Source organism: Bradyrhizobium cajani (genome assembly GCF_009759665.1).
Lineage (GTDB): Bacteria > Pseudomonadota > Alphaproteobacteria > Rhizobiales > Xanthobacteraceae > Bradyrhizobium > Bradyrhizobium cajani.
This window is the reverse complement of the sequence record NZ_WQNE01000047.1, coordinates 11,923-35,077: the sequence shown is the minus strand read 5'-3', so window position 1 is coordinate 35,077 and position 23,155 is coordinate 11,923. Positions and strand designations below refer to the sequence as shown.

The 23,155-nt window shown below is 58.3% G+C and carries 13 protein-coding genes and 3 pseudogenes; 15 read left to right on the top strand and 1 reads right to left on the bottom strand.

Annotated elements, in window-relative coordinates; genetic code table 11:
• Positions 1-77: 77 nt before the first annotated feature.
• From GPL20_RS39760 to GPL20_RS34820, 12 genes and pseudogenes are all read left to right on the top strand, one after another.
• Positions 78-683, top strand: coding sequence for a hypothetical protein (locus tag GPL20_RS39760; RefSeq protein WP_246251194.1), 606 nt, complete (start codon positions 78-80; stop codon positions 681-683).
• Positions 628-1,029, top strand: a complete 402-nt coding sequence (locus GPL20_RS39755; RefSeq protein WP_246251192.1) for a hypothetical protein — start codon at positions 628-630, stop codon at positions 1,027-1,029. The genes GPL20_RS39760 and GPL20_RS39755 overlap by 56 nt, the downstream gene beginning before the upstream one ends.
• A gap of 46 nt (positions 1,030-1,075) precedes the next feature.
• Positions 1,076-1,438 carry a hypothetical protein gene (locus GPL20_RS39750; protein ID WP_246251190.1) on the top strand — a complete coding sequence of 121 codons (363 nt, stop codon included), beginning with the start codon at positions 1,076-1,078 and terminating at the stop codon, positions 1,436-1,438.
• Between the two features lie 65 nt (positions 1,439-1,503).
• Entirely contained in the window at positions 1,504-3,750 is a 2,247-nt protein-coding gene (locus GPL20_RS34860) for a di-heme-cytochrome C peroxidase (RefSeq protein WP_246251188.1), read from the top strand.
• 2,113 nt (positions 3,751-5,863) lie between these two features.
• Positions 5,864-7,624, top strand: a complete 1,761-nt coding sequence (istA, locus tag GPL20_RS34855; RefSeq protein WP_246251185.1) for an IS21 family transposase — start codon at positions 5,864-5,866, stop codon at positions 7,622-7,624.
• 2 nt (positions 7,625-7,626) lie between these two features.
• Positions 7,627-8,391: an IS21-like element helper ATPase IstB gene (istB, locus tag GPL20_RS34850; protein WP_205751226.1), complete on the top strand. Its 765-nt coding sequence runs from the start codon at positions 7,627-7,629 to the stop codon at positions 8,389-8,391.
• 1,804 nt (positions 8,392-10,195) lie between these two features.
• Positions 10,196-11,083 (top strand): TauD/TfdA dioxygenase family protein, encoded by an 888-nt coding sequence (locus GPL20_RS34845; RefSeq protein WP_246251183.1) that lies wholly within the window; start codon positions 10,196-10,198, stop codon positions 11,081-11,083.
• Between the two features lie 949 nt (positions 11,084-12,032).
• Positions 12,033-12,885 (top strand): annotated as a pseudogene (locus GPL20_RS34840) (IS5 family transposase); the annotation flags it as partial.
• A gap of 68 nt (positions 12,886-12,953) precedes the next feature.
• A pseudogene (locus GPL20_RS34835) lies at positions 12,954-13,889 on the top strand (IS110 family RNA-guided transposase); the annotation flags it as partial.
• A gap of 333 nt (positions 13,890-14,222) precedes the next feature.
• Positions 14,223-14,683, top strand: a pseudogene (locus GPL20_RS34830) (IS5/IS1182 family transposase); the annotation flags it as partial.
• 407 nt (positions 14,684-15,090) lie between these two features.
• Positions 15,091-16,185, top strand: coding sequence for a KamA family radical SAM protein (locus tag GPL20_RS34825; RefSeq protein WP_157336651.1), 1,095 nt, complete (start codon positions 15,091-15,093; stop codon positions 16,183-16,185).
• A 125-nt stretch (positions 16,186-16,310) separates the two neighbouring features.
• Positions 16,311-17,171 (top strand): MaoC/PaaZ C-terminal domain-containing protein, encoded by an 861-nt coding sequence (locus tag GPL20_RS34820; protein WP_157336649.1) that lies wholly within the window; start codon positions 16,311-16,313, stop codon positions 17,169-17,171.
• A 795-nt stretch (positions 17,172-17,966) separates the two neighbouring features.
• Here GPL20_RS34820 and GPL20_RS40025 read toward each other — a convergent pair.
• Complete coding sequence (locus GPL20_RS40025) at positions 17,967-18,098, bottom strand: hypothetical protein (protein WP_256557471.1); 132 nt, start codon at positions 18,096-18,098, stop codon at positions 17,967-17,969.
• 892 nt (positions 18,099-18,990) lie between these two features.
• On the opposite strand from GPL20_RS40025, the gene GPL20_RS34815 reads away from it, so the two are divergent.
• The 3 genes from GPL20_RS34815 (at position 18,991) to GPL20_RS34805 (ending at position 22,874) form a co-directional block, all read left to right on the top strand.
• Entirely contained in the window at positions 18,991-19,851 is an 861-nt protein-coding gene (locus GPL20_RS34815) for an acyl-CoA thioesterase (protein WP_157336647.1), read from the top strand.
• Positions 19,852-20,538: 687 nt separating this feature from the next.
• The gene (locus GPL20_RS34810; protein ID WP_157336645.1) at positions 20,539-21,714 is read left to right on the top strand and encodes a M24 family metallopeptidase; all 1,176 of its coding nucleotides are present in this window, start codon (positions 20,539-20,541) and stop codon (positions 21,712-21,714) included.
• Positions 21,711-22,874: a M20 aminoacylase family protein gene (locus GPL20_RS34805; protein WP_157336643.1), complete on the top strand. Its 1,164-nt coding sequence runs from the start codon at positions 21,711-21,713 to the stop codon at positions 22,872-22,874. Before GPL20_RS34810 ends, GPL20_RS34805 begins: the two co-directional genes overlap by 4 nt.
• Positions 22,875-23,155: the final 281 nt, after the last annotated feature.

The following is a 23,155-nucleotide window of genomic DNA, read 5'->3' as shown; positions in this document are numbered from 1 at the left end:
CGTGCGGGGATTATTTGGCTGAAACCGGTCTACATCGGACCTTCGAGTTTTTCAATCTTACAGAGGAATTGCCGACGATGGCAAAAGGTGAAATCGGCCGGTCAAAGCTTGGTCGGTTGTTTACAACTCTGTCCGCAGCGGGGCTGATCGTCGCACTTACCTCAGGAGCAGGAACGGCCCGAGCCGAGACGCCATCGAAGCCGCTTTCGGCCAATGATGTGTCTATTCTGTTTCCTCCACCCAAGGCTCCGGCAGACCTCGTTAATCTGATCGCGGCTTCCGATCTCAGCGGCCCCACTCGGGCTCCGCAGCGGCTTTTCTCCGATGAGGATTTCGCGCGTTTTATCGCAAACGCCGAAAATCCAGAAAGGGGAGGCGTGCCGGAGTCGGGCGTGCGCCGCATTCAGCTTCCTGATGTCGTGAAGAAGATCGATGCCTGGTTCGTTGCGGGCATCCGGATCGATCCGGGTGCCCCGGGATTATCTGCTGATGTCATCGCCCAGTTTGGCCGGCAACCGCAAATCCGCCTGATCATTCAGCCGGTGACGAATGACCCTCAAGGCTTCAAGGTCCATGACACTGCCGGTCATCTTATCTTCAGTTTCAACCTTGAGCCCGATCCATCTCTTGATGGTTGTGCGCCATTCCCGCGATTCAAACCTGACGAAGGCAATCGTTCGTGACGTTGCATCTTTGCGTGATCAACTTGCGGCGGGAAAGTTCGGCAATGTCAAGGTCTCGACTGCCGGTGACATGAACGTGCACCCGGGCCTTGTCGGTGCATCCGCAAAGCCGTTTCGTGATGCGGTTAAAGCTTTCCTTGAAAAGCATCTCTCGCCGCAGCGCCTCAACACCATGGCTGTTATGGGGATTTCACCGCCCGAACCCTGGGTTTTCGTCTCGATGCTGAGAGTCCCGCAGGCCGGGTTGATACCAGTGCCTGGCCCGACGCTCGACGGCCTTCATGCCGCGCAGATGTTCAGCATCGTAGGCCAGACGCACGTGGTCCCCGCGGCCTGTCACGAATAACCAGAATCCAACGACGTGTCGCCACGCGGCGCTGCAGAATCCTCCCTTGGCCCTTGCCAACCGGAAGGGTGTTTCGACAGCCGATTTCATCGATGCCAACGTGCCAAATAGCCGCGTACTCGAGATCGTCAATGTCATTGCCGATACGAAGAAGAGTCATTTCTTCAATACGGACTGCGTGAGCTGTCACACCGAAACCGCGCAGCCGCTGTCCAGGAAAGTGCAAGGCTTCGCGGTGCGTGGGGTGAACCGAGCCGTTCTACCGAAAGAAGTCTGGAATGTTCGCAATTTCGGTTGGTTTCCCTCGTTCTTGCATGGTGGCCCAGCGGCCGCGACCATAACGCGGCGCGCGGCAGCCGAGACCGCTGACGTCGTCACCTTCATCAATAGCCAATTGCTGAACAAGTAATAAGCGCATTGCTGGCTGGCGCGCTCGCGCGCAGCGGGGCATTTGAGATGGAAGGAGAGTTTAGGATGGGGGCACGTTCGTTCAGCTCTTGGGTGGGTGGCGTGGTGAGGCGGTGGCCTCATGTCCTCGCTCTCTTGTTCGCGATTGTGTTCGTCGTGGCGGCGTTAATAGGGATGGCGTATTTCGCACCCGAGAAGCTTCGCGATGCGGCGCTTAAGGTCAAGAATGACGCAAACCTGGTGGCGCAATTGCTGCCGGCGACACTGCCCGCGCCCTCAAAAATCGATAGCGCATACTGGCTGCCCCAGAACTGGAGTGCGCGGCAGCGTTACTGGTTCCACCACACGTCCCAAGGCACGGCCACTATTCCCGTGCCCTATAAGTGGTTCCTGGCTCTGGAACGTCCTGAGTTGTCGGTCGGTTACACGAGCCTGACGGACAACGAGTATCTGCGACGCCTTGGTTTCATCCCAAGTCCGAGCACAAAGGACTTTGACGCTAGCTCACCTGCGTACGGCTATCAGGACGATGCCAAGGGCGTTAGCTCCACTTGGACAGCGACCACGCCCGAGAATGCCAATGGTTTGCCTGTGGGTTTCGCGATCCTGAAAGGGGGCGTCGACCCGACAACGGGAGCTTTCTACGAAGATCAGATCGGACTAACTTGCGCCGCCTGTCATACCGGGCATCTCGAGTACAAGAATGTCAGCATTCGCTACGATGGTGGGCCAGCGATGGTCAACCTTGGCGAGGTTGAACGGGTCATTGGGTTATCGATCGGCTATACGCTGATCTTGCCGTGGCGGTTTGATCGTTTCGCCGACCGGCTGGAAAGCATTGAAGGTCGAAGCGTCGACCGCGGGAAGCTTCGACGTGATCTGGAGCTCGCACTTCAAAAGATCAAGAAGCAAAAGGCCGCAAATGATAGCCTGTTGACGAAGCAGGGCGTGACGAATCTCGACGAAGGGTTCGGCCGACTTGATGCCTTGAACCGGATCGGCAACCAGGTCTTCTATACCAATTTCCTGGATCCGGCGACCGGGGAACTCCCAGATCCGCTCCTCAAGGGCAACTTCGCGCGCAACGACGCTCCCGTGAGTTTTCCGCCGATCTGGGACACGCCGTACTTCCTCTGGGCGCAGTATGACGCCTCTGTTCTCAACGAGCTTGTCCGCAATTCTGGCGAAGCGCTCGGCGTCAGCGCGAAAATCAACATGAGGGCACCCGCGCCTGGAAGGCCGCTTTTTGAATCATCCATCCATCTTTCGGACATTGCGCGTTTCGAGGAGCTTTTGCGCGGTACCGATCCGTTTTCGTCGGCGGAGGCAAGCAGCAGGAAATTCAACGGGCTTGTCGCGCCACGATGGAAGGATGCGCAGGACCGGTTCCGAGGCGACCCGGCCTGGGCCATCGACGAAAAACTCGTTGAGAAAGGTCGCGATCTTTATCGCTCGCACTGCTTTGAATGCCACCGAGGGCCGGTCAATGATCCCGCATTCGACGCCAAGTGGCCGGACGATTCGTTCTGGAAGCCGGAGAACCCAGATCGCTCTGCCAAGGGCGAGAAGAATTGGGTGGAGATCGGCGGACGCCATTATTTCAACGTCGCTCAGCTGCCAGTGAACGTGATCGGCACCGATCGTCAACAATCCAATGTCCTGATGACCCGGCGCGTTCACTTACCCGCGTCACTCGGCCTCGATCCGATCGATGACCTGAACAAAGCCTGGGGGTGCGGCCTTCCGGCCGATCCGGCGCCAAATCCCTTATTTGTGCTCGCGCTGATGGACGTCGTGGGCAAGACGATCGATCAATGGAACCTCGCGAACAACTCTTCCGAAAATTCCAAGCAGCAGATGTGGGGGCCGAGGAAGAATTGCCAAAACCCGCGAGCATACATTGGAGCGCGGGCGCGACGTAACGGCAAGGACCAAGATGTCCTTGCTCTTGAACCTCAGTACCGCGCGCGTCCGCTGGACGGTGTTTGGGCAATAGCTCCGTATCTACACAACGGGTCCGTGCCGACGCTAAAGGACATGTTATTACCGCAGGGCCGGCGGCCGAGCTCTTTCTGCGTGGGCAGCCGTAAATTCGATCCTGTTGACGTTGGGCTCGTTGCGAAAGTGCGAGCGAACGACGCCTGCGCGGCCGGCCTGACGGACTTCGACGTATCGCTGCTTGGGAATAGCAATCGCGGGCATTCCTTTGAGGGCAAGGAAACCGATATAACGAAGCTGCCGCCTGGGGTCATCGGGCCAGAATTAACCGACGCCGAACGGCGGGCGCTTCTGGAGTATTTGAAGACGCTGTAAGGAAGCCGTTACCCTCGAAGCTGGGCGCGCGTCGCCCGACGGCAGATCAAGCCGATCGTTTTGGGAGCCACACCACACACGAAAACGCATCCGCGTATTGGACATATCACTCATTGTCTGAAAGGGAGCGCCGGAGTTCGTTCCGAGGAAAAGATGATGGCGGCGCTCATTGATTCGATTGGCGCCCCGCGCTTGGCTGATCAATTCGATCAGAAGGCTGAACTCTGGCCAGGATTGGAGGCTTGATCAGGAGTAGAGCCGCTAACTCAGGAGGTGCTCCCGCACTCGAGCTGCGTATGCGGATTGGGCAGACATCTACGCAGAACGTGAACTGGATCGTGCCCGCGGGCCCTCTGCGTCATCAACAGAGCTTGCCGGGTTCACGACATCGAATAAATCAATCATTGATGATGTGCCACGAGCGGGCATGTTCAACCCTGAGACCCAGTTTGGCGCGGACAAGACCATCCTCGAACGACTAGCCAGACTATGTCGGTAATCTTCGCTAAAGAAATAGAGTTGATGACGCGCGATGTTCTTCGTTATATGTTCATGCAACCTTAAGTGAAGAGGCTTAAGACCATTCCCATCGCCGTTCACATCCGCAGTTGCTAATAGTTATTTCGTGAAATTCGCCGTGCAGTGCAGCCAGTGCCCCGCTCCATTGGAGGAGACTTTCTATGCTCAACTCCGAAACCGCCGCCTGCCTCCGTCGAATTCTGGATGACGTGTGCAAGGACTTGTCGCGGCACGAGACCGGCATCCGAGCCCACGTCGCTTCCAAAATTCTAGAAGCCGCCTCTCGCGGCGAGACGTCCGTCGAAGTTCTCAGGCAAGTTGCGCAAACCGCCTTGAGCAGCGCTCCCTCCATGTGGCCTCAGCAAAGTTCTCGTCGATCTTCATCCGAAAATAGCGGCGCCGGCGAACCTATCGGGTCAACCAAACAGGATTAAAGCAGACCGATCCGAATCCATCAGCACAGCGCCCGCGAACTGGAACCATTCGGGGAGCGTGCCCCCGTGGAAGCTGATCCGGAGCGGCTAAGCGCGCGAGACGGCATTTGCCGAAAATGGAATCAGTTCAGGGACTGGCCAGCGGTCTCGCGAAGCGTGATCATATGTCTCCGGTGACTCACCAAACAACCCGCAAGGAAGCTAGGCGATCGGTGCGCAGAGACGGCGAGCGCCGCAAGTTCGAGTAAGCTAGTCCAGCTGAATAAGATGGCACGGAGGAGGCTCAAGGGAAAAATATCACGCCTTGCGATGTCGCGTCCACGGATTTGAACCATTGAGCAACCTAACCGAACTGTCACTGCGGCTCCTCGAGATCCTCCGACTGCTACATGCCGCGGGGGAGTGACTTCGGATCGCGCCGCGCGGAGAGTGCTGGAGGGTCGCCGAAGATCTTCCGGAACGGGCCGTGCACGTAGGCTCGTGGTGATCGAGCGCGAAGGAGCGACGTGATACATGCGCTGCGGCCGACTTGAGCAGCGAGACAACCCGCAGCAGGGCGTACGGAAGGGACGGCAAGTCCGGCCTCGGCTGTTCATCGTACAGCATGCTAGGTGGCGCCGATCAGGGTGAGATTTCGCTCTCATCCGGTTTGTTCGCGCACACCCTCGCCATCCGCAGCTCTCACGAACAAGTGTGGCAAGACGGTTGCGTCGGCGGGGCGTGCATGGCGTCACCAAGCCTGGAGGAGCGCAACTGACAAACGATCAGAAGCCAGTTCGCGCGTATACACCGGGCGGATCGTTCCCGTCGCCGGCATGATTACTTGTGAATCATAGGTGGCTGTCGGTTTCGGTATCGAAGCTAACCGACTCGACTTTGATGTCACATCGGGCTCTTCCTCGTGTTCGAGAGCTTCTCGACTGCGCTACTCTCGGTCACGACGCCACCACTGGAACGTAATTTGCCTTGTCGCCAGCCTTGAATGTGAAGGTATCGGCGCCGGCGCTGATACCATCCCCCCGACGGTCGGTCAAAATCCCCCGGGTGAGGTCACCTCAAACTCCTCCACCTGATTCCGCCTGGCTGGGCGGCTGATCGGCCGCAAAGCGCGCAGCAGGACGTTTATTTTCGTCCCCTTTTAGGGAAGAGGGGACGGGGAGTTGAACGTCTTGAAGCCGCACCTGCAAAGCACTGTATTTACGTTACTTGAGCGCCAGACGAGCCAACGAGAGATCCAGCGGCTGACGGGGGTCGACCGCAAGACGATCCGGCGCTACCAGGCGATTTTCGCGTCCGAGCGAGCGTCGGAGGCAAACTCCCCCGGGGTGACCACCGGCTCCGAGGCTGCCGATGGCCAAACTCCCCCACCTCCGCGACCGCCGGCTATCGGAGCGCAGGTCGCCGCCAAGACGTTTGATTTCGCCCGCTCAGCCTGTGAACCGCATCGGGAATGGATCGAGCAGCAGGCCCGTCTGAAACGCAACGCCCAGGCGATCTATCAGGATCTGGTTGACCAGTTCGGCTTTACTGCCAGCTACGAGAGCGTCAAGCGTTTCGTGCGTGCCTTGCGCCACATCGATCCCAAACAGTTTGACCGTCTCGAGTTTGCCCCCGGCGAGGAAGCCCAGGTTGATTATGGCGAAGGCGCGCTGACCCGTGATCCGAAGAGCGGTCGTTACCGCCGGCCGCGCCTGTTCGTGATGACCCTGCGCTACTCGCGGCGCAGCTTCCGGCGGGTGGTCTGGAAGTCGAGCCAGCAGGTCTGGGCACAGCTCCACGAAGAGGCCTTTCGGTATTTCGGCGGTGTCGTCAGTTATGTCGTGCTCGACAATCTCAAGGAAGGCGTCATCACGCCCGACCTGTATGAGCCCGAACTCAACCGACTCTACGGCGCGGCGCTCGCGCATTACGGCGTCGTCGCCGATCCGGCACGGGTGCGGGACCCAAATCGCAAGGGGACCGTGGAGAATGCGATTCAGCACACCCAGGGCACCGCGCTCGCCGGGCGACGCTTCGAGTCACTCGAGGCTCAGAACAGGTTTCTGGAGCACTGGGAGACGAACTGGGCTTCCAAACGCATCCATGGCAGCACAAAGCGTCAGGTCGAGGCCATGTTCCAGGAAGAGAAGCCACATCTGCGGCCATTGCCCGCGACCGGCTTCCGTTACTTCACCGAGCTCGTGCGCACGGTCTACGACGACACCACCGTGCGGGTGGATCACAGCGACTATGCCGCGCGGCCCGCGTCGATCGGCAGCCAGGTCGTGGTACGCCTCTACGAGACCACGATCGAGATCCGCGACCGCAGCACCCAGGCGCTGCTGCGCGTTCATGCCCGCGCCGCACGGCCGGGTTCGCTCAAACTGCCGCACAACGAGCGCCCGTTCAATCCATCCCGTCAGACCGCCTTCCTGCTGGCAAGCGCCGGCGACATCGGACCGCAAGCGAAGGCGCTCTGTCAGCACCTGTTCGACACCGAAGGCCGCGTCGGACAACGCGCGATGTGGGGCATTGTCGGACTTGCGAAGAAGTATCCCGCCCGGCTCGTCGAGCAGGCCTGCGATCACGCAGTGCGCAACCACATCCACCGCTACAAACAGGTGCGCGCAATCGTCGAGCGGCTGTTCGAGCAGGCTCTCGAGCGCCTCGATCAAGCTCCCCAATCGACGCTGCCGCTGACGCAGGACCATCCCCTGATCCGTCCCGCGGACGAATACGGCGAACTCTTTCGCCTCTGTTCCCAGAACCGTGCCAGCAACGAGAGCCGGCCCTTCAACAACGGCGACGGTCAGCGTGCACCAAACCGCGCTCGCGTCATCTCCGCAACCCCGGCCAGCTCCGACGACGCGAGCGCTCCCACCCAGACCTTGATTGCCGATCAGCTCAGCCTTTCAACCTCCACAGGAGATCATTCGGAATGACCATGACCTTGCCAGACATCGATCGCTGCCTACGACAATTGCGGCTGTCGGGCATGCGCGACACGCTCGAGACCCGTGTCCTGCAGGCCCAGGGCGCCAGCCAACCGTTCCTCGAGACCTTCTGCCTGCTCCTGCAGGACGAACTCGATCGTCGTCAGTCCCGCCTCATCGCTCGCCGCTACCAGCAATCCGGGCTTGACGAGAAGCTCACGCTCGCGGAGTTCGACTGGTCCTTCAATCCCAAACTGCCGCGTCAGGCCTGCTTCCAGCTGCACGCGCTGAAGTTTGTCGCCGCCGGCGAAAACGCTCTGCTCATTGGCAAGCCCGGTACTGGAAAATCGCACGTGGCCAAGGCGGTCGCCTACCAGGCCATCATGCAAGGCCACAAGGTCCAATATCTCGAGGCCGACGGGTTCTTCAATCGATATGCCCTCAGCCCCGCCGCTCAGCGCGAAGCTCGACTGCGGAGCATCTTTGACTGCGATCTGCTCGTGCTCGACGACCTGTTCCTCGCTCGCACCATCCCCGACGAAGCTGGCGCTTTACTGCAGACCCTGATCCATCAACGCTACAAATTGCACCGCAGCGTCATCGTCACGTCCAATCGCGTCGTGCAGGACTGGGGCGCTTATCTCGGAGACAACACCATGAGCACGACGATCCTTGACCGCCTGATGCACCATTGCCATCTGCTCGAGTTCGACGGCCGCAGCTACCGCCTCAAGGAAGCCGCTGAAGCCCTTGCGCGCAAAACCGAGTCAACCTAATACCCTCTCGTCCTGCTCCACAGGTGGGGGAGTTTGCGCGACCACAGGTGGGGGAATTTGAAGTGACCGTCCGGGAGCCCCTACAACCGGCTCCGCGCGCGAGGGCAGCCATAGGCCCTGAAAGCCCGTCGCGCTATTGAGCTGTCCGTCCAAACGGTTGTCGGTCCCGCATCCGACAAAGTTCACGGTCAACCTGATGGCTACCTTGATTGGTCTGAGTAAGCCGGCCGCTTGCCGGTTGAGGCACGCTCGCGTCACGGCAGCAGCTCGCATTTTGTTCGTATATATGTGCTGCAGATCGCGCCTGTATTCTGGTCAAAGGTGTTGCTGCTCAGTGTTGAGCCATATTGGTTGGTCCAGATCCCAGATAGGTTGCGGCTTTACCGAAGTCACTAGTCCTACTCTGAAGCATCCACCGGATCATTCCAAGCCTCCTGCGACATCGTCAACTCCGCCGAGCTCAGCAGGAGCCAGCCATCGCAGATTACGGGCGTCGTTCAAATTTATGAGAGCGCCCAATCGGACGCTGCTTTGGCCCGCGCCTTTCTTCATCGCGCAGAGCCAAGGTGCAAACAGGAACGCCTGCTAGAACCCGTTATCTTAAGCGGGCAGTGAGACCGATCTGCCTGCCGGACCAAAGACCCCAAGCACAATTTCGCACGGCGGAGCTGCTTACAAGCAGCTTTTTCTGCACATGCAAGTAAGCCTGAACAGAGTCTCCTGCGGCCTGTGACGAACCCCAGCTCTTTAAAGGCGGCTTGTTGCGATGGTGCGGATCTTACGCAACGGCTCGGCCGCGTGGGCGCGTTGTTACGCAGCTGGTGCATTCTTTCATCGTCCCCTCTGAAATCGCGCAGTTTGGATGCGTGTCTGATCATCTTTGCGTGCCTCATGGTTGCCATGAAGACAGCGGCGATCATTAGAAAGATGGATTCCCCGCTGATGCTGCCGTAGGCGTCGTGCTGCCAATGAGAGCGCAAAGTCGCTGCATTGTCTCGGGGCCGCACGGTATTTCTGCGCGGTCCCGCGCTCTGTCTCTATTGCGGTCAACTGCCAGGACACCAAAGCAATCTGCGTTTCGTGCAAATCTGCGCCACAGGCAGGACGACCTGCATTCCGGGACGCGCGCAGATTTCGCAAATCGAGGGATTGAGTCCGTTGTATAGCTGCAATGGGAGTTGCAGCGTTTACATTTTTAACCGGCTTTCCTGCTCGGCAAGAAGAGCAACCCATAAACCAGCCGACGAAAGACGACGCGCATTCGACAACTCCAAGTCGCGAGGAAGTGATTGCAACTCGCGCAAGTAGCCATATATAAGATATACTCTCTAAGATAGAGTTGGCTTCGCTGAAGCGGGCGTCCTGTCATATCCGCTCGCCAGGCGCCGGCCGCGAACGAGTTCGATTCTTGTCGTGCGGATGAGGCCATGCCGGTCGCGTCAGGTGACGACCCATTCGTTATTCGAAGATTTTCCAAGGATGAGTTCGGAGACGAGGCGAACGTTACTCAAGATCGAAAAGAAAGCTGGTTTCGTTTCATGGACTGGACATGGATCGCATCTATGATTTGTACCGTTGACGTGGCTGCAAATCGATCTGGTGGCGTTATATGCGAGTACCCTTTCATGGAGCGTTACTGGCTGTGTCCGCACGCAGAGGGAGTCAGATCCTAAGATGATGGTGGTCTGTAACAAGAGTCAGCCGACTAGTTGTTCGGCGTGCGGCTTTGTCGCGCGCCAGCGTGACCACCAAACACGGAGTTTGTTTAGACATCACAGAGAAAGGCGCCGTCATGAGTGGCACAATGACCGTTGATAACGTCATTCCGCGAGCAGACATCGTCAAGCACGCGGACCGCCTTGGGATCGAAATCAAGAATATTACGCTCTCAGACGATTTGTCTGACGAGGCCATCATAGCCATTAACCGGCTGCTGCTTGAGCATAAGGTCATCTTCTTCCGTGATCAGGGACATCTGGCCGATGCCCAGCAACAGCGTTTTGTGCTCCGGCTTGGCTCGCTGATACGCAATCCCACAATGCTGGACACAAGGGGAGGCTTAACAATCCGGAAGACGCTCCCCGATGGCGCCTGCGATCATGTTGATCAGATGAACGGTGATGATCTCTTCAGTGCCGCCCGACCAGCAATTTCAGTGCTGCGAGGTGCAGCGATCCCGCCGTTTGGCGGGGAGATCGCTTTGTCAAGCTCGGTGGCCGCTTACCTTGACCTTCCCGATCCGCTGCGGATGCTTGCCGATAACCTCTGGGCTGTGCGCTTCGCCGCATTCGATCACACAGCGATGGAGGGGACCACCGAAGCCGGCCGGCAGGCATTGGAGGACGTATCCACCGGAACGATCTACGAAACGGCACATCCGATCGTTCGTGTTCATCCCGAGACTGGCGAACGCATGCTCTCGCTCGGCCGTTCCGTGCAGAACTTTGTCGGCCTGCAGCGCTATCCGAGCCAAAGGTTGTTCGAACTTCTGCAATCCTATCTCACTGCCCCGCAGAATACCTTGTGCTGGAACTGGAAATCAGGCGACGTCGCAATCTTGGACGATCGCGCGATTGAGACGTATCCCGTCAACAAGATGGGCTGTCCCCATTGGGCCATGGACCGGCTTGCAATTGACGCCGGCGTACCGCACTTCAAGAGGCTGAAATCACGGACCGCTGAGGCTGCCTAGCGGTGTGCGCACGTCCGGTTTTCGTAAGACGGTGGCGGTCCAAGGCTAAGTTGCGGCCCTACAATGTCGAGCGGAGCCGAGCCTTCTTATCCCGGCAGGACCGGCGAACCGGTGCGGGCAATCTGCCTCTTTTGGGCGCGCTGGTCGCATAGCTTGGGCATGCTGCGCGGTTCGCTGGAGCCTGTCGCGATCAAAGGGGAATGTATCCGCAATGACGGACGTAGCTGGCACATTCTTCAGGAGTGGACATGTTCAGGGTGCCCGATGATATCCAGAGGGCGCCGCGGTTCTGCCCGGGTCTGCTGCAACAGTTCTTTGGGTTGGCCAATGCCATCTCGATCGGCTTGAGATCGGGGCTGTAGGGCGGCAGCAAGAGTAGACCCGCGTCTGCGATGAGGCAGACCCTCTTCGTTCTTCTGGCTCGACAGATTGTGAGATCACCGCGTCGGTCTGGCGCAGTACGGCGAGGAGAATTTGCTCGACACAGGCCAGGAAGTACCCGGCCTTGATCGGGCCGTCGCCCACGAAAGATGCAATCGGCTCTTTGCAGGTGATGTCCGCAAACGAATGTGGTCGTCTTCAATGGCCGTTCGGCCCATCGCCGATGGCGCGTGGGCTGGCATGGTCCAGGCGTAACGACGCGCCATCAGCTACGCCGCAGTTCCATCGAGCCAGTCCCGGTGTCGCTTCAGCGCGGAACGTCGATCCGCGCCGGTCGGCAAAGCTGCTGTACGGCGCGTTTCCCTCGAATCCCACACCCAATTGGATCGCGCTCGCTAGTCGTCCGTGAAGAATACGGATCGGTCTGAGAAATAAGCAGAATTGGTCTTGATATAATATTCGATTTTGCAGGAAAGCGAGGTGTCGGACCTCGCTTTCTTGCGTTTTGGGATTTTGCTTTTTGGCGATTCGTGATTCCCTGACGTGGTCGTCGACATTGGGGAATGCGATGAGCAAACCGCGGGATGATCGCCAGAAAGACCTGTTGCTTCCGGCCCTTGATCAAATCATCGACATGGGCCACCCGCTGGTACGGTTGGCGGCGCTGATCGACTGGACGCTTCTGGATGAGCGCTTTAGTTCGGTATGCCCAACAGGGTCGGGGCAGCCCGGCTTGCCGACGCGGCTTGTCGCAGGCCTGTTCATTTTGAAGCACATGCACAACCTGTCGGATGAGGTGCTGTGCGCCCGCTGGATCGAGAATCCCTACTACCAATACTTCTGCGGCGAATTGAGCTTCTGCCACCGTCTGCCGTTCGATCGATCGTCGATGACCCGTTGGCGCCAGCGGCTCGGCGAGGAACAGCTCGTCGCGCTGATCCAGGAAAGTCTTTCGGTGGCACACAAGACTGGCGCGATCGGCCCCAAGGACCTGGAGCGGGTGGTGGTCGATACCACGGTGCAGCCCAAGGCCGTTGCCCATCCGACCGATGCGCGGCTGATGCATGGGGCCATCGTCAAGCTCGTCGGGCTCGCCAAGCGCAACCGTGTGCCGCTGCGCCAGAGCTATCTGCGCCTGCCAAGCGCGCCGCCATCATGGTTGGCCGCTATAGCCACGCCCACCAGTTCAAACGCGCCCGGCGCCAGCTCAAGTTCCTGCGGACGCGGCTTGGCCGGATCATCCGCGACATCCGCCGCAAGATTGATGGCGATACGGTGCTGGAGGCTCGCTTCGGCCCGCTGCTCGGTTTAGCGCAACAGGTGCGCAGCCAGGATCAGCATCAGCGCGGCCCAAGGTCTATGCGTTATATGCGCCGGAGATCGAGTGCATCGGCAAGGTGAAAGCCCGCGCGCCCTACGAGTTAATGGCATGGACCACGCCCGCTCTCAGCGGCAACATGAAGCCCCGGCAAGAGAAGGAGCACAAGCCATGTCCGCTACAAACATTGTTACGATCGGCATCGATCTAGGGAAAAACACATTCCATGTGGTGGGGCTCGACGCTATGGGAGCAATCGTCCTACGCAAGAAGCGATCGAGAAATCAGCTGGAGCAGTCGCTGGCCAATGTTCCGTCCTGCCTGATCGGAATGGAGGCTTGTGCAGGAGCACACCACATCGGTCGGAGGCTCGAAAAATTAGGTCATCAAGTCCGGCTCTTGCCAGCACAATATGTGAAGCCGTACCTCAAGGGTCACAAGAATGACTTCCGTGACGCTGAAGCAATTGCCGAAGCCGTTCAGCGCCCGACAATGCGATTCGTCCCATTGAAATCGACCGAGCAGCTCGATTTGCAGGCGCTCCACAGAGTTCGTAGTCGATTGGTGACGCAGCGAACAGCGGTCATCAATCAAATCCGGGGCTTTCTACTCGAGCGAGGGCTGCCGGTTCGGCAGGGAGCGGCAGCACTCCGATTGGCGCTTCCTCAGCTTCTCTCGATGCTCTCAGATAACCTGTCGCCTCGAGTAGTTCAGCTCGTTCAGGACTTGGTCGAGGACTGGCGCTATCTCGACCGACGGGTTACATCAATTACGAAAGAAATCAACGAGCTCGCCGAGCAGGATGCACACTGTCATCGGCTGATGACTGCTCCGGGCGTCGGACCGATCATCTCAAGCGCGATGCTCGCCGCGATCGGGACTGGCGATGCTTTTCGCAAGGGCCGCGACTTTGCGGCATGGCTTGGTCTGGTACCGAAACAATTCTCGACCGGCGATCGAACCATTCTCGGCCGCATATCGAGGCGCGGCAATCGGTACCTGCGAACGCTCTTCATTCAAGGGGCCCGAGCCGTGCTTCTTAGGCGCCAGACTTGGTGCAGGCACGGGTTTGGAGCCTGGTTGGAAGCAGCGACGCCTGAGACACACGACCGGGAAGGGAAGAAGGATTCACGATCTCAATCGGAAGGGGACAATATCCCGCCGAGGTCTGCGAGACGGAAAAGACAAATGGAGAAACGGTTCCACCGACACTTCTGAAGCCTGGTTCGCAGCCATGGGCCCCTTGTCGAGGCCGTCGAGTTATTGAGGACAGGAGTGGGCGGATATCCATATTGGCTCGAGGCGCGACAGCCTCAAATTGAAGCCGGATAGATTGGCGCAGACCGCTACACTTGCAAAGGGCCGCGACTACGACGCCAATTTCTTAGGCCAGACCGCATGCTCCAGGCCATGCGCGCGAGTTTTGCGGCCAAGGCGATTGGCTGCAAGGTCAGTATCGCCACCCCGTGACGTCTCCGAAGGGCGGCCAGTTCGTGCTGCATGCCAAGGCCCTACATGGCAATCCCTTTGATGGGCATACGCTCGGCCCTGTGATCGCCGACCTGGAGAAGCTCACCGGCGTGGAGGCTCGTCGCATTCACGTCGACAAGGGGTATCGTGGTCACAACTACCCGCATCGGTTCAGGGCCTGGATCTCGGGCCAGGTCCGTCGCGTCACGGCTTCGATCCGACGCGAGATGAAGCGTCGTGCGGCTGTCGAGCCCGTCATCGGCCACGTCAAGGCCGAGCACCGCATGGAGCGCAACTATCTCAAAGGCCGCGTCGGCGACCGCATCAACGCCGTCCTCGCCAGCGCCGGCTACAACTTCGGCCTGCTCCTGCGATGGCTCGCAGAGCTTTTGCGTGTCATCATCCGAGCCTTCATCGAGACCTCCCGGCGTCCTCGGCTCAAGCGATGTTTTGAGCCGCATCAGTTCTTCACAAACGACTCGCTGCCCGGAAAGTCCGTGCCGCCTGAAAGATCGCCCTGAACCACGGCCTTGCTCACCCAAATCGGAAGGGCCGCCGATGCGCCACCCCCGTCAGCCTCTTCCGGGCTCGAGGATGAATCACGGTTCGCCTGAGTTGGCTAGTGGAAGTCGATCTCACACGCTCTCTCGGCTGCGACTTAGGTTCGCGATCGCGCCGCTAACCTCAGCGCGCCGACACCAGGCGAGTATCAGTGCGCCTTCCTCAACTCTCGAGCCCCGATAGTCCTCACCACACTAGGTAGGTATCGATCCATTGCTGATGCTGTATAGATCGCATTGAACCAAACCGCGATGATAAGGGCACACGAGGTGCGGCAATGGAAACCACAGCTAATCCGCTGGATTGCAGAGCACACGAGCTGAAGTTCATTGAAGAAACGCGCGTGCTTAGCGACAATGAACTGCAAGCCAACAACATCACACCTTATCATGTCACAAAATTTTACGGCGAACAAATTGTCAAAAGCGGGCACTACGATCAGCTGAAGTATGTTGTCGAGCCCTCAGTCGAGGAGTTCGAGAGTCCGGGCACTTTGGATACGAGCGGCGAGCACGACAACACAGTCGTACCGGGACTCCAGCACAAGTACGCCCAGACCGGTTTATTGCTGGTGACGGAGCGCTGCGGCTCATATTGCCGTTACTGTTTTCGCAAGCGCATTGTGGGCAAGGTTTCGGATGAAATCGCACCGGATTTCGATCAGGCCGCGCAATATATTGCGCGCCATCCTGAGATGACGAACGTACTTCTTTCAGGAGGTGACCCGTTCGTGCTCAGCACCGCCAAACTGAACAAGATCGTTGACCACCTGCTGCCAATAAACCATTTGAATTCGATCAGATTTGGCACAAGAATGCTGGCCTATGAGCCAAGACGGTTTGCGGATTCCGCTCTACCGGCCTTGTTCAAGCGTATCCACAAGGCGGGTAAAACCCCAATCATCGTCGCGCATTTCGATCACATAGGCGAGATCTCATGCGAGGCGGAGGACAAAGTGCGCGCCTTGCGAGCACAGGGCGTGCAACTCCTTAATCAGTCCGTGCTTCTCGCCAAAGTCAATGACGATCCGGAGATATTGGCCGCGACCTTCGCCAAATGTCACGAAATCGGAGTGCGACCTTACTACTTATTCCAGGCGAGGCCGGTGAAGGGCGCGTCGCACTTCCAAGTCCCACTGCGGCGGGGAGTAGAGATTGTACGCGGCATCAATCAACGTCTGAGCGGGATCGAGAAGACATTTAAATACATCATGTCCCATTACACTGGAAAAATAGAGATTCTGGACTTGGGCCAGGATGGCCGGCTGTATATGCGCTACCATCAGAATAAAGTTGCCGAGAAGATCGGGAGGATCTTTTCCCGACCGCTCGTCGCGACAGCCTGCTGGCTTGATGATATGCCCGAACAATGAAGTCTAACGCGCGCGCGCGCTAGCCTACGGGCTCGGAGTGAGTGCGGTAGGCCGGCCGCCCCAGGAAGCGAATTCAAGTTCAGCCGCCGGCGGCGTGCGCCGGTCACAAGCGTAGAAAGGCTCGGATGCCGCTCGACTATCCCGATGCACTGAACTTAAGGACCTGTGGAGCTCGCTATTCCTGGACTGACAGGGAGGTAATGCTCTATGCACTTGGGGTGGGCATGGGCTCAGATCCTCTGAAGGAGGAGGAGCTACAATTCGTCAACGAAGCGTTTGCAACGTCGAAGCCATTAAAGGTGATCCCGACGTTTGCTTCCGTGTGCGTTTGGGGCGCACGTCCCGGAGTCATTGACCTCAATCGCGTCATGGTTGTTGACGGCGAACGTGACATTACGTTTCACAAGCCGTTACCCGCCGCAGCGAACGTGACGGCAGACGCCCGTGTGAGAGGAATATATGACAAGGGTAAGGAGAAAGGCGCGATCATTCAGAATGAGGTGGTGGTCAGAGAGGGGGGGGGCGACAAGATCGTCACAATCCTTTCGTCGACATTCGCCAGAGGCGACGGCGGCTTTGGTGGACCATCGGAGGGGATGCCGGAGCCTCACCAGGTGCCCCGCCGAGCACCAGATAGATCACTCGATATCCCGACCCGGCCTGACCAAGCCCTAATCTATCGTCTTTCTGGCGACCGAAACCCTTTGCACAGCGATTCGGAGTTCGCCTCTCGAGCCGGTTTTCCAAGACCCATTCTGCACGGAATGTGCACGTATGGGCTGACCTGCAGAGCCGTCCTGCAGAGCTATGCCGACTACGACCCGTCTGCTTTTCATCGTCATCGCGCCCGCTTTTCGGCGCCCGTGTTTCCGGGAGAAGTTGTTACCGTCAATCTTTGGAAGGACGGCAATTCGGTCTCATTCGAAGCTTGCGTAAGAGAGCGTCGGGTTACAGTGGTCAGGAATGGGCAGACGGTGCTGCGCTGAGCAGCGTTCGGAGAGCTCCTTTTACCTATTCGGATGCGAGTTTGTCGCGCTCTTTTAGCGGTTCTTGCCGATATGCATGAAACGTCCGCGGCAACGCCTGCATAGATGGCTGGGCAACGAACCTGAGGCGTTCGGAGCACTCAACTGCTACCCTCAAGGCTCCAGCGTTTCGGCTGATCGCGCCCGTGGACCTCAACCGAGGGCGGTCCGCCATTTCGTCGTCCTCCAAGCCCGGTAAACGCGTGAGGCCACACCGAAGCCGCTTTGAAATCTTTAGAAGTGGGGCAAGCTTGCCGAACGGCAAGAGCATGCGATCTCGAATGCGCCCCTCAACGAGAAACAGTCGACGAGCGATGAAGAACTAGACGATCTCCTTGAGCAGTCTGCCGAATGTTGTACCACTTGTCAGCCCAGGGCTTCTGGATCGTGCGCCTGGAGCAGTTGAATTTTTGAGCAGTATTCGCGGGCCGAAGACCCGCCTTGTCCAGGGTACAGCAGTTAAACTGAACAATTCGAAAAATTCGGCCCTTGGCTGCTGGAGCGGCGAGTTCGCCATGAGGCGAGACTTCCGGTTGACTGCGGCAGGAGTGTTGCGAACATTAGAATGGCGTCCTTGTGATGAGCCCTCGGGTGGATTTTGGGGTGTGGGACTAGCGCGTTAGATAGGCCGCGGCACGTGCCGAAAAAAGGGAGTGAAATGTGGGCACTGCGCAAAGGCGATGCACGCGCGCGTGGCCTGCGTCGGGTCCCGACCTATCCAAGAATCAACGATGAAGACGGCAGTTGCACTGCTGATCACGGAATCGTATCGCCGCCACCTGGGGGGATGAAGAATGTCGTGCGCGCGAAGATGCCTTTAGGGCCGTTAGCGACATGTAAGCAGCCGCCTTCGACGACCACGGCGCACGTTTTCAGATAGGCGGACATGACAGACGTATCGCTGTGGACACTGCAGCAGGGACAGTTCGTCTTGACAGGATAGACGTCGGCCATCTCGCGAGGCACCATTGTGCAATCCAGGTCGGTTGAATTGATAATCGCCTTTTTCGCTTGTCTTGGAGCCGCGGCGTTCCTGTAGTTCGGTGACAGCACCAATTCGTCCACCTCACATTGAAGGCTGGTACGAATCTACGCATCATACCAATGGTGAAGAAGTGCGGTCCCCTTTATCAGCATCGAGCGAACAATGCCTTCTGCTCTCTTGCGCGACAACTATGCTCGAAGCGGCTTGCTCATCATGCCCTCCAATCCGTGTGCGTAGCAGTAGACGACGGCGTCTGGTGGAAGCTCGAAGATCTACCATCCATGCTGATAAGGCTGAACGCCTTCAGTTTGGAGCCATTCGGTCGGCGAAATGGTCGTCGTCAGCGTACCGGCTGTGCCTGCGGTGAAGCGTCGCGTTCCGTCGCAGCGTGTACGGCCTCAGAGTTTTGCAAGCGGCTCAAATAAGCTGTCGCGCTATACCTTACATACAACAATCGCATGCCAGTTGTATGGTTCGCGACATGTCCGGAACAAAACGCTGACAGTGCGACCCGCGCCGACGTACAAGAAGCTCGCGATTGTGTTCTTTGCTGGGGGCAGCTGATGTGCGGACCGGCATGCCGATTGCTTTTAGACTTGAACGACTGTCAGACGCTGGCCTATCGAAAAATGCGGCGGCGTGAACTGTCACACGTGTGGAGTTCTGGTAGTGGATGGGCAGCTCGAATACCGGGCCCAAATGCGGCGTTTCGCCGAGGATGGTTCATCTCTGAAGACGCTGGGCTCTTCGTCGTACCGCTCCAGCCCTGACACTGAACACGCTAAGAGCTCTTGAATGCAAAAAAGTGGGATCGACCTTGCAGCCATTCTCGATGTTGACCCGATCGGGATCGACCAATTTCGGGGCAACAGCCCGAACGCCAGCGAGCAACGGGTATTCGGTGGACTAGTCGTTGGACAGGCGATGTTTGCAGCGTGTCGCACAGTCAAAGCCCGACTGCCGCATTCACTACATTGCTACTTCATCCACAGCGGCGATCCTCAGGTACCCTTGGTCTACAAGGTCGAGCGCCTGCGGGACGGCAAAAGCTATTCGACCCGGCGCGTCACGGCATTGCAGCGCGGTACCGCAATCGTTTCGATGATCATCTCCTTTCATAGGGGTGAGGAAGGCGCCTTCGAACACCAGGAAATAATGCCGGAGGTGCCAGGGCCTGAGCATTTCGCAGCCGAAGAGTTGTCGAAGCATTCACTATATCCGGACCTACCGGAAATTGTTCGCCGCTACTATGAACCCGATCGTCCGGTCGAGCTTCGTCCCGTCGAGATCGGCCGGTATGTTGGCCAGAAGATCGTGGACGGAAGAGTTCACATGTGGATGAAGGCCGCGGCAAAGCTGCCTGAGGATCCAGCGCTGCACATTTGCGCACTGGCCTATGCCTCGGATTTGTCGCTGCTGGATGCCGTGATGGCACGCTATGGGCGTACGTTGTTCGATGGACGCATTCTGTCCGGAAGCCTTGATCACGCAATGTGGTTTCATCGCCCTTTCCGTGCCGACGATTGGCTGCTCTATGCGAAGGATTCGCCAAGCGCGCAGAGCGGACGTGGGCTCGCTCGTGGGCTGATTTTTAGGCGCGACGGCACGCTGGTGGCTTCGGTCGCCCAAGAAGGCTCGGTGCGCGAGCGACGCTGAGCTTGCGCACGGCGGGGAAAGTCTGGCTTGAACGAGCGAGCACAAGGGGCCGTCCATGCCGCTTGCAAGCGTGCCTTCCCGAGAGATAAAGGAGGGAATCAATGATCATTTGACGCCACGCAAATCACGTCGCCTCTTGGCACGCGACTGTCGGTACGGGCCCTCCTGACGCTAAGGACCTTTCATTCGGCGATGAGGTCTACGGTGTCAGGACCTTACTCCATCCATAAACACATTCGTCGTGCCCTTGGCCGGTCCGCGTTCGGCAGGCCAAAGCTTGACCATGCGTCTGCGCAACCATCGGTCGGAGACCCGGTATAGACCGCAGTGTACATCGCGCCAACTCAGGCCGCATACTGGCTCGCTTGCGGTGCCTCACAATGCTTGTCGCTTTGAATACGCCGTAAACAAGACTGGCCGATCGTTACCTTGTCGTGACTGGTTCAGGTGCTTGCTTGGTTGGAACATGATCTTAGCTAGGCTGGGCTATCGCCCAACGCTTAGCTCGTCAGCTCTGAAACTACTAAACCCGGCAGTTGTGACGTCGGTCTCTGAGCGCTTCAGTGTTTAATGCTGGGCCGCCGGCTACGAAGTAGACCGCGGTCTATCCGATCGCAGGGTGTCGACGAGAAGGCGCTCGAGAGAGGAAAGGGCCCAGGCACGGTATGGCCGAAGACGGAGGTTTCTATGCTCACAACGACAGGTTCGGAAATTCCGTGGGCTGGGCTTCCGTTCCCAAAGTCGGAGTACGATCGCCGGCAGCAGAAGGTGCTTGAAGCGGTAGCGCGCGCCGAACTTGATGCAATCGTCGTTACTGCTATCGGCCACCTCAGATATCTAACCGGCTATCATGGATTTGGTGGGTATTTCGCGCCGTTCCCATTGATTCTAGCACCTGGGCATGCGCCGGTTCTCGTTGCACGAGAGTACGATGCCGAGGCTGTACGCGCCGAAGGATGCGTCGATGAGGTTGTTTGTTATAGGCAGCAGGGCGATGTTGCGAAGACCTGTGCCGAGGTTCTTCGCCAGCATCGTCTGCACGATCGGAGAGTAGGTCTCGAACTCGGATGTTGGAATCTGGCGCCGGCCGATGTGAGTGCACTGCGGGCACTGTGTCCAGACATGAGGGCCGCCGACGCCTCCCATTTAGTTGCGTCAGTCGCTGCAGTGAAAAGCTCGCTTGAGCTCGATGTGATGCGTCAAGCAATGACGACAACCGATCTCGCCGTGCGCGTGTTTCGGAACTCGCTAAGCGAAGGCGTGAGGGAAGCGGAAACGTACGCAGCCATAGTTGGAGAAGCCAACAAAGCTGGCGGCGAAATATGGCGATCCGTTACTCTCGTGTTCGGTGATCGGACGAAGATGCCCCACGGTGTCCCGACCCCACACGCAATTCGAAACAATGAACCTGCCATGATTGAGGTCGGCGGCGTGAAGCACGGATATGCCGCAGGGCTGGTCCGCAGCGCGGTGCTTGGTCGCCACCGTGAGGCCGAATCGTTGCACGCTCTTTCAGTTGAAGCGCTCGAATCCGCCGTCTCGGCGATAAGGCCAGGGGTAAACGCGAAGACCGTGGACGCCGCCGCGCGCAAGGTGATTGAGCAATCTGCGCGCCCGGGCGCGTTTCGCCATCGTACCGGGTACCAAACTGGTATCCACTGGACAGAACGCGGGAACCTCAGCCTGGAGCCTGCCGCAGAGGAGATTCTGCAGCCGGGGATGACCTTTCATCTTCCCATTATTCTGTTTGGGGAAGGCGGTCATCTGTTTGGCTGCAGCGAGCACGTGGTCGTTACAGAGTCTGGCGCGGAAGTGCTCAGCCGTACAGATCACAACCTATTTCATGCTGTGGGTCCCAAATGAACGGCATTGAAGCGTTTCAACCTCTATTGGCTGAGGCAACTGCTTGGCGCCACCATCTTCACGAGAATCCCGAGCTGGAATATCGGCTTTACAACACGGCTAGATTTGTAGCCGAGAAGCTCGTTTCTTTCGGCGTTGATCATATCGAAACCGGGATAGCTGAAACTGGTATCGTCGCCTTGATCCGGGGCAAGTGTCCAGAAGGGCCGACCATCGCACTGCGCGCGGATATGGACGCGCTTCCGATACCCGAACGTTCCAAGAAGCTCTGGTCCTCGAAAGTGCCGGGCAAGATGCACGCCTGCGGACATGATGGTCACACGGCCATATTATTAGGCGCCGCGAAATACCTGGCCACGACTCGGCAGTTTAAGGGATCGGTCGCCTTGATCTTCCAGCCGGCAGAAGAGAGTGGAGAAGGCGGCCAAAGGATGGTTCAGGCAGGAATCATGGACCGCTTCGCAATAACCAAGGTGTTCGGTCTGCACAATGTGCCAGGAATAGAAGTTGGCCATTTCGGCATCTGCCCAGGTCCAATCATGGCGGCTCTCGACGAGTTCGACCTCATCGTGAAGGGGAGGGGCGGCCATGCCGCCAAGCCTCATGAGGCCATCGATCCGGTAGTCATCGCCGCACAGATCATCGTCGGCCTGCAAACCCTGGTTTCCCGCAGCACAAACCCGATGGAGGCGCTCGTGATATCTGTGACCAAACTCAATGCGGCGCAGGCCTACAACGTCATTCCGGATCAGGTAGAGCTCGCGGGTAGTGTCCGAACTCTTGTGCCCGGCCTGCGCGACTTCGCGCAAGAGCAGATATTTGCGGCTGCGCGAGGCATAGCGCGGGGATTTGGCGCAGATGTCGAATTTGACTACAGCAGATCCGCACCGGTCACGATCAATCATCCGGAAGAAACTAATCTGGCGGTCAAGGCAGCACGCGATCTGGTTGGACCGGCTTGTGTTGATGAAAAGATAAGCCCGCGAATGGGCTCGGAAGATTTCGCCTACATGCTTGAAGCAAGGCCGGGCGCAATCATCTTTCTTGGCAACGGATCGACATCTAGCTTGCACCACCCGGGGTACGACTTCAATGATGACGCCTTGCCTTATGGCATCGGCTATTGGGCGAACGTCGTCGAGACGATGCTGGCACTCTGATGTGTAGCGGTTACGGCACCACCACCCGTCCACGTCTAGGCCAGGGATAGAGTTACGATAGAATTCCTCGGTGTCTCCCATGGCAGCAATAGCCCTCGGCTCCTTGCAAATCTTGAACTGTAGGTCGCTGCGATCGCCGCTCGCTCCTCCCTCCGACAACTACGAAAAGTACAAGCCACGAGCAAATAAATGCCTTCGCTACTTGTGCGCGCCGATCCTGTGCTTGAGCCAATCAGTGTTACGAGTGCCCAGTCGTCTACTCGAGCAGGCGACATTGGCAA

What these genes read in the sequence shown, in the direction of transcription:
- GPL20_RS39760 (WP_246251194.1), top strand. Translation starts at nt 78, where the DNA reads ATGGCAAAAGGTGAAATCGGCCGGTCAAAGCTTGGTCGGTTGTTTACA.
- GPL20_RS34860 (WP_246251188.1), top strand. Translation starts at nt 1,504, where the DNA reads ATGGGGGCACGTTCGTTCAGCTCTTGGGTGGGTGGCGTGGTGAGGCGG.
- istB (WP_205751226.1), top strand. Translation starts at nt 7,627, where the DNA reads ATGACCTTGCCAGACATCGATCGCTGCCTACGACAATTGCGGCTGTCG.
- GPL20_RS34845 (WP_246251183.1), top strand. Translation starts at nt 10,196, where the DNA reads ATGACCGTTGATAACGTCATTCCGCGAGCAGACATCGTCAAGCACGCG.
- GPL20_RS34825 (WP_157336651.1), top strand. Translation starts at nt 15,091, where the DNA reads ATGGAAACCACAGCTAATCCGCTGGATTGCAGAGCACACGAGCTGAAG.
- GPL20_RS34820 (WP_157336649.1), top strand. Translation starts at nt 16,311, where the DNA reads ATGCCGCTCGACTATCCCGATGCACTGAACTTAAGGACCTGTGGAGCT.
- GPL20_RS40025 (WP_256557471.1), bottom strand. Translation starts at nt 18,098, where the DNA reads ATGTCCGCCTATCTGAAAACGTGCGCCGTGGTCGTCGAAGGCGGCTGC.
- GPL20_RS34815 (WP_157336647.1), top strand. Translation starts at nt 18,991, where the DNA reads ATGCAAAAAAGTGGGATCGACCTTGCAGCCATTCTCGATGTTGACCCG.
- GPL20_RS34810 (WP_157336645.1), top strand. Translation starts at nt 20,539, where the DNA reads ATGCTCACAACGACAGGTTCGGAAATTCCGTGGGCTGGGCTTCCGTTC.
- GPL20_RS34805 (WP_157336643.1), top strand. Translation starts at nt 21,711, where the DNA reads ATGAACGGCATTGAAGCGTTTCAACCTCTATTGGCTGAGGCAACTGCT.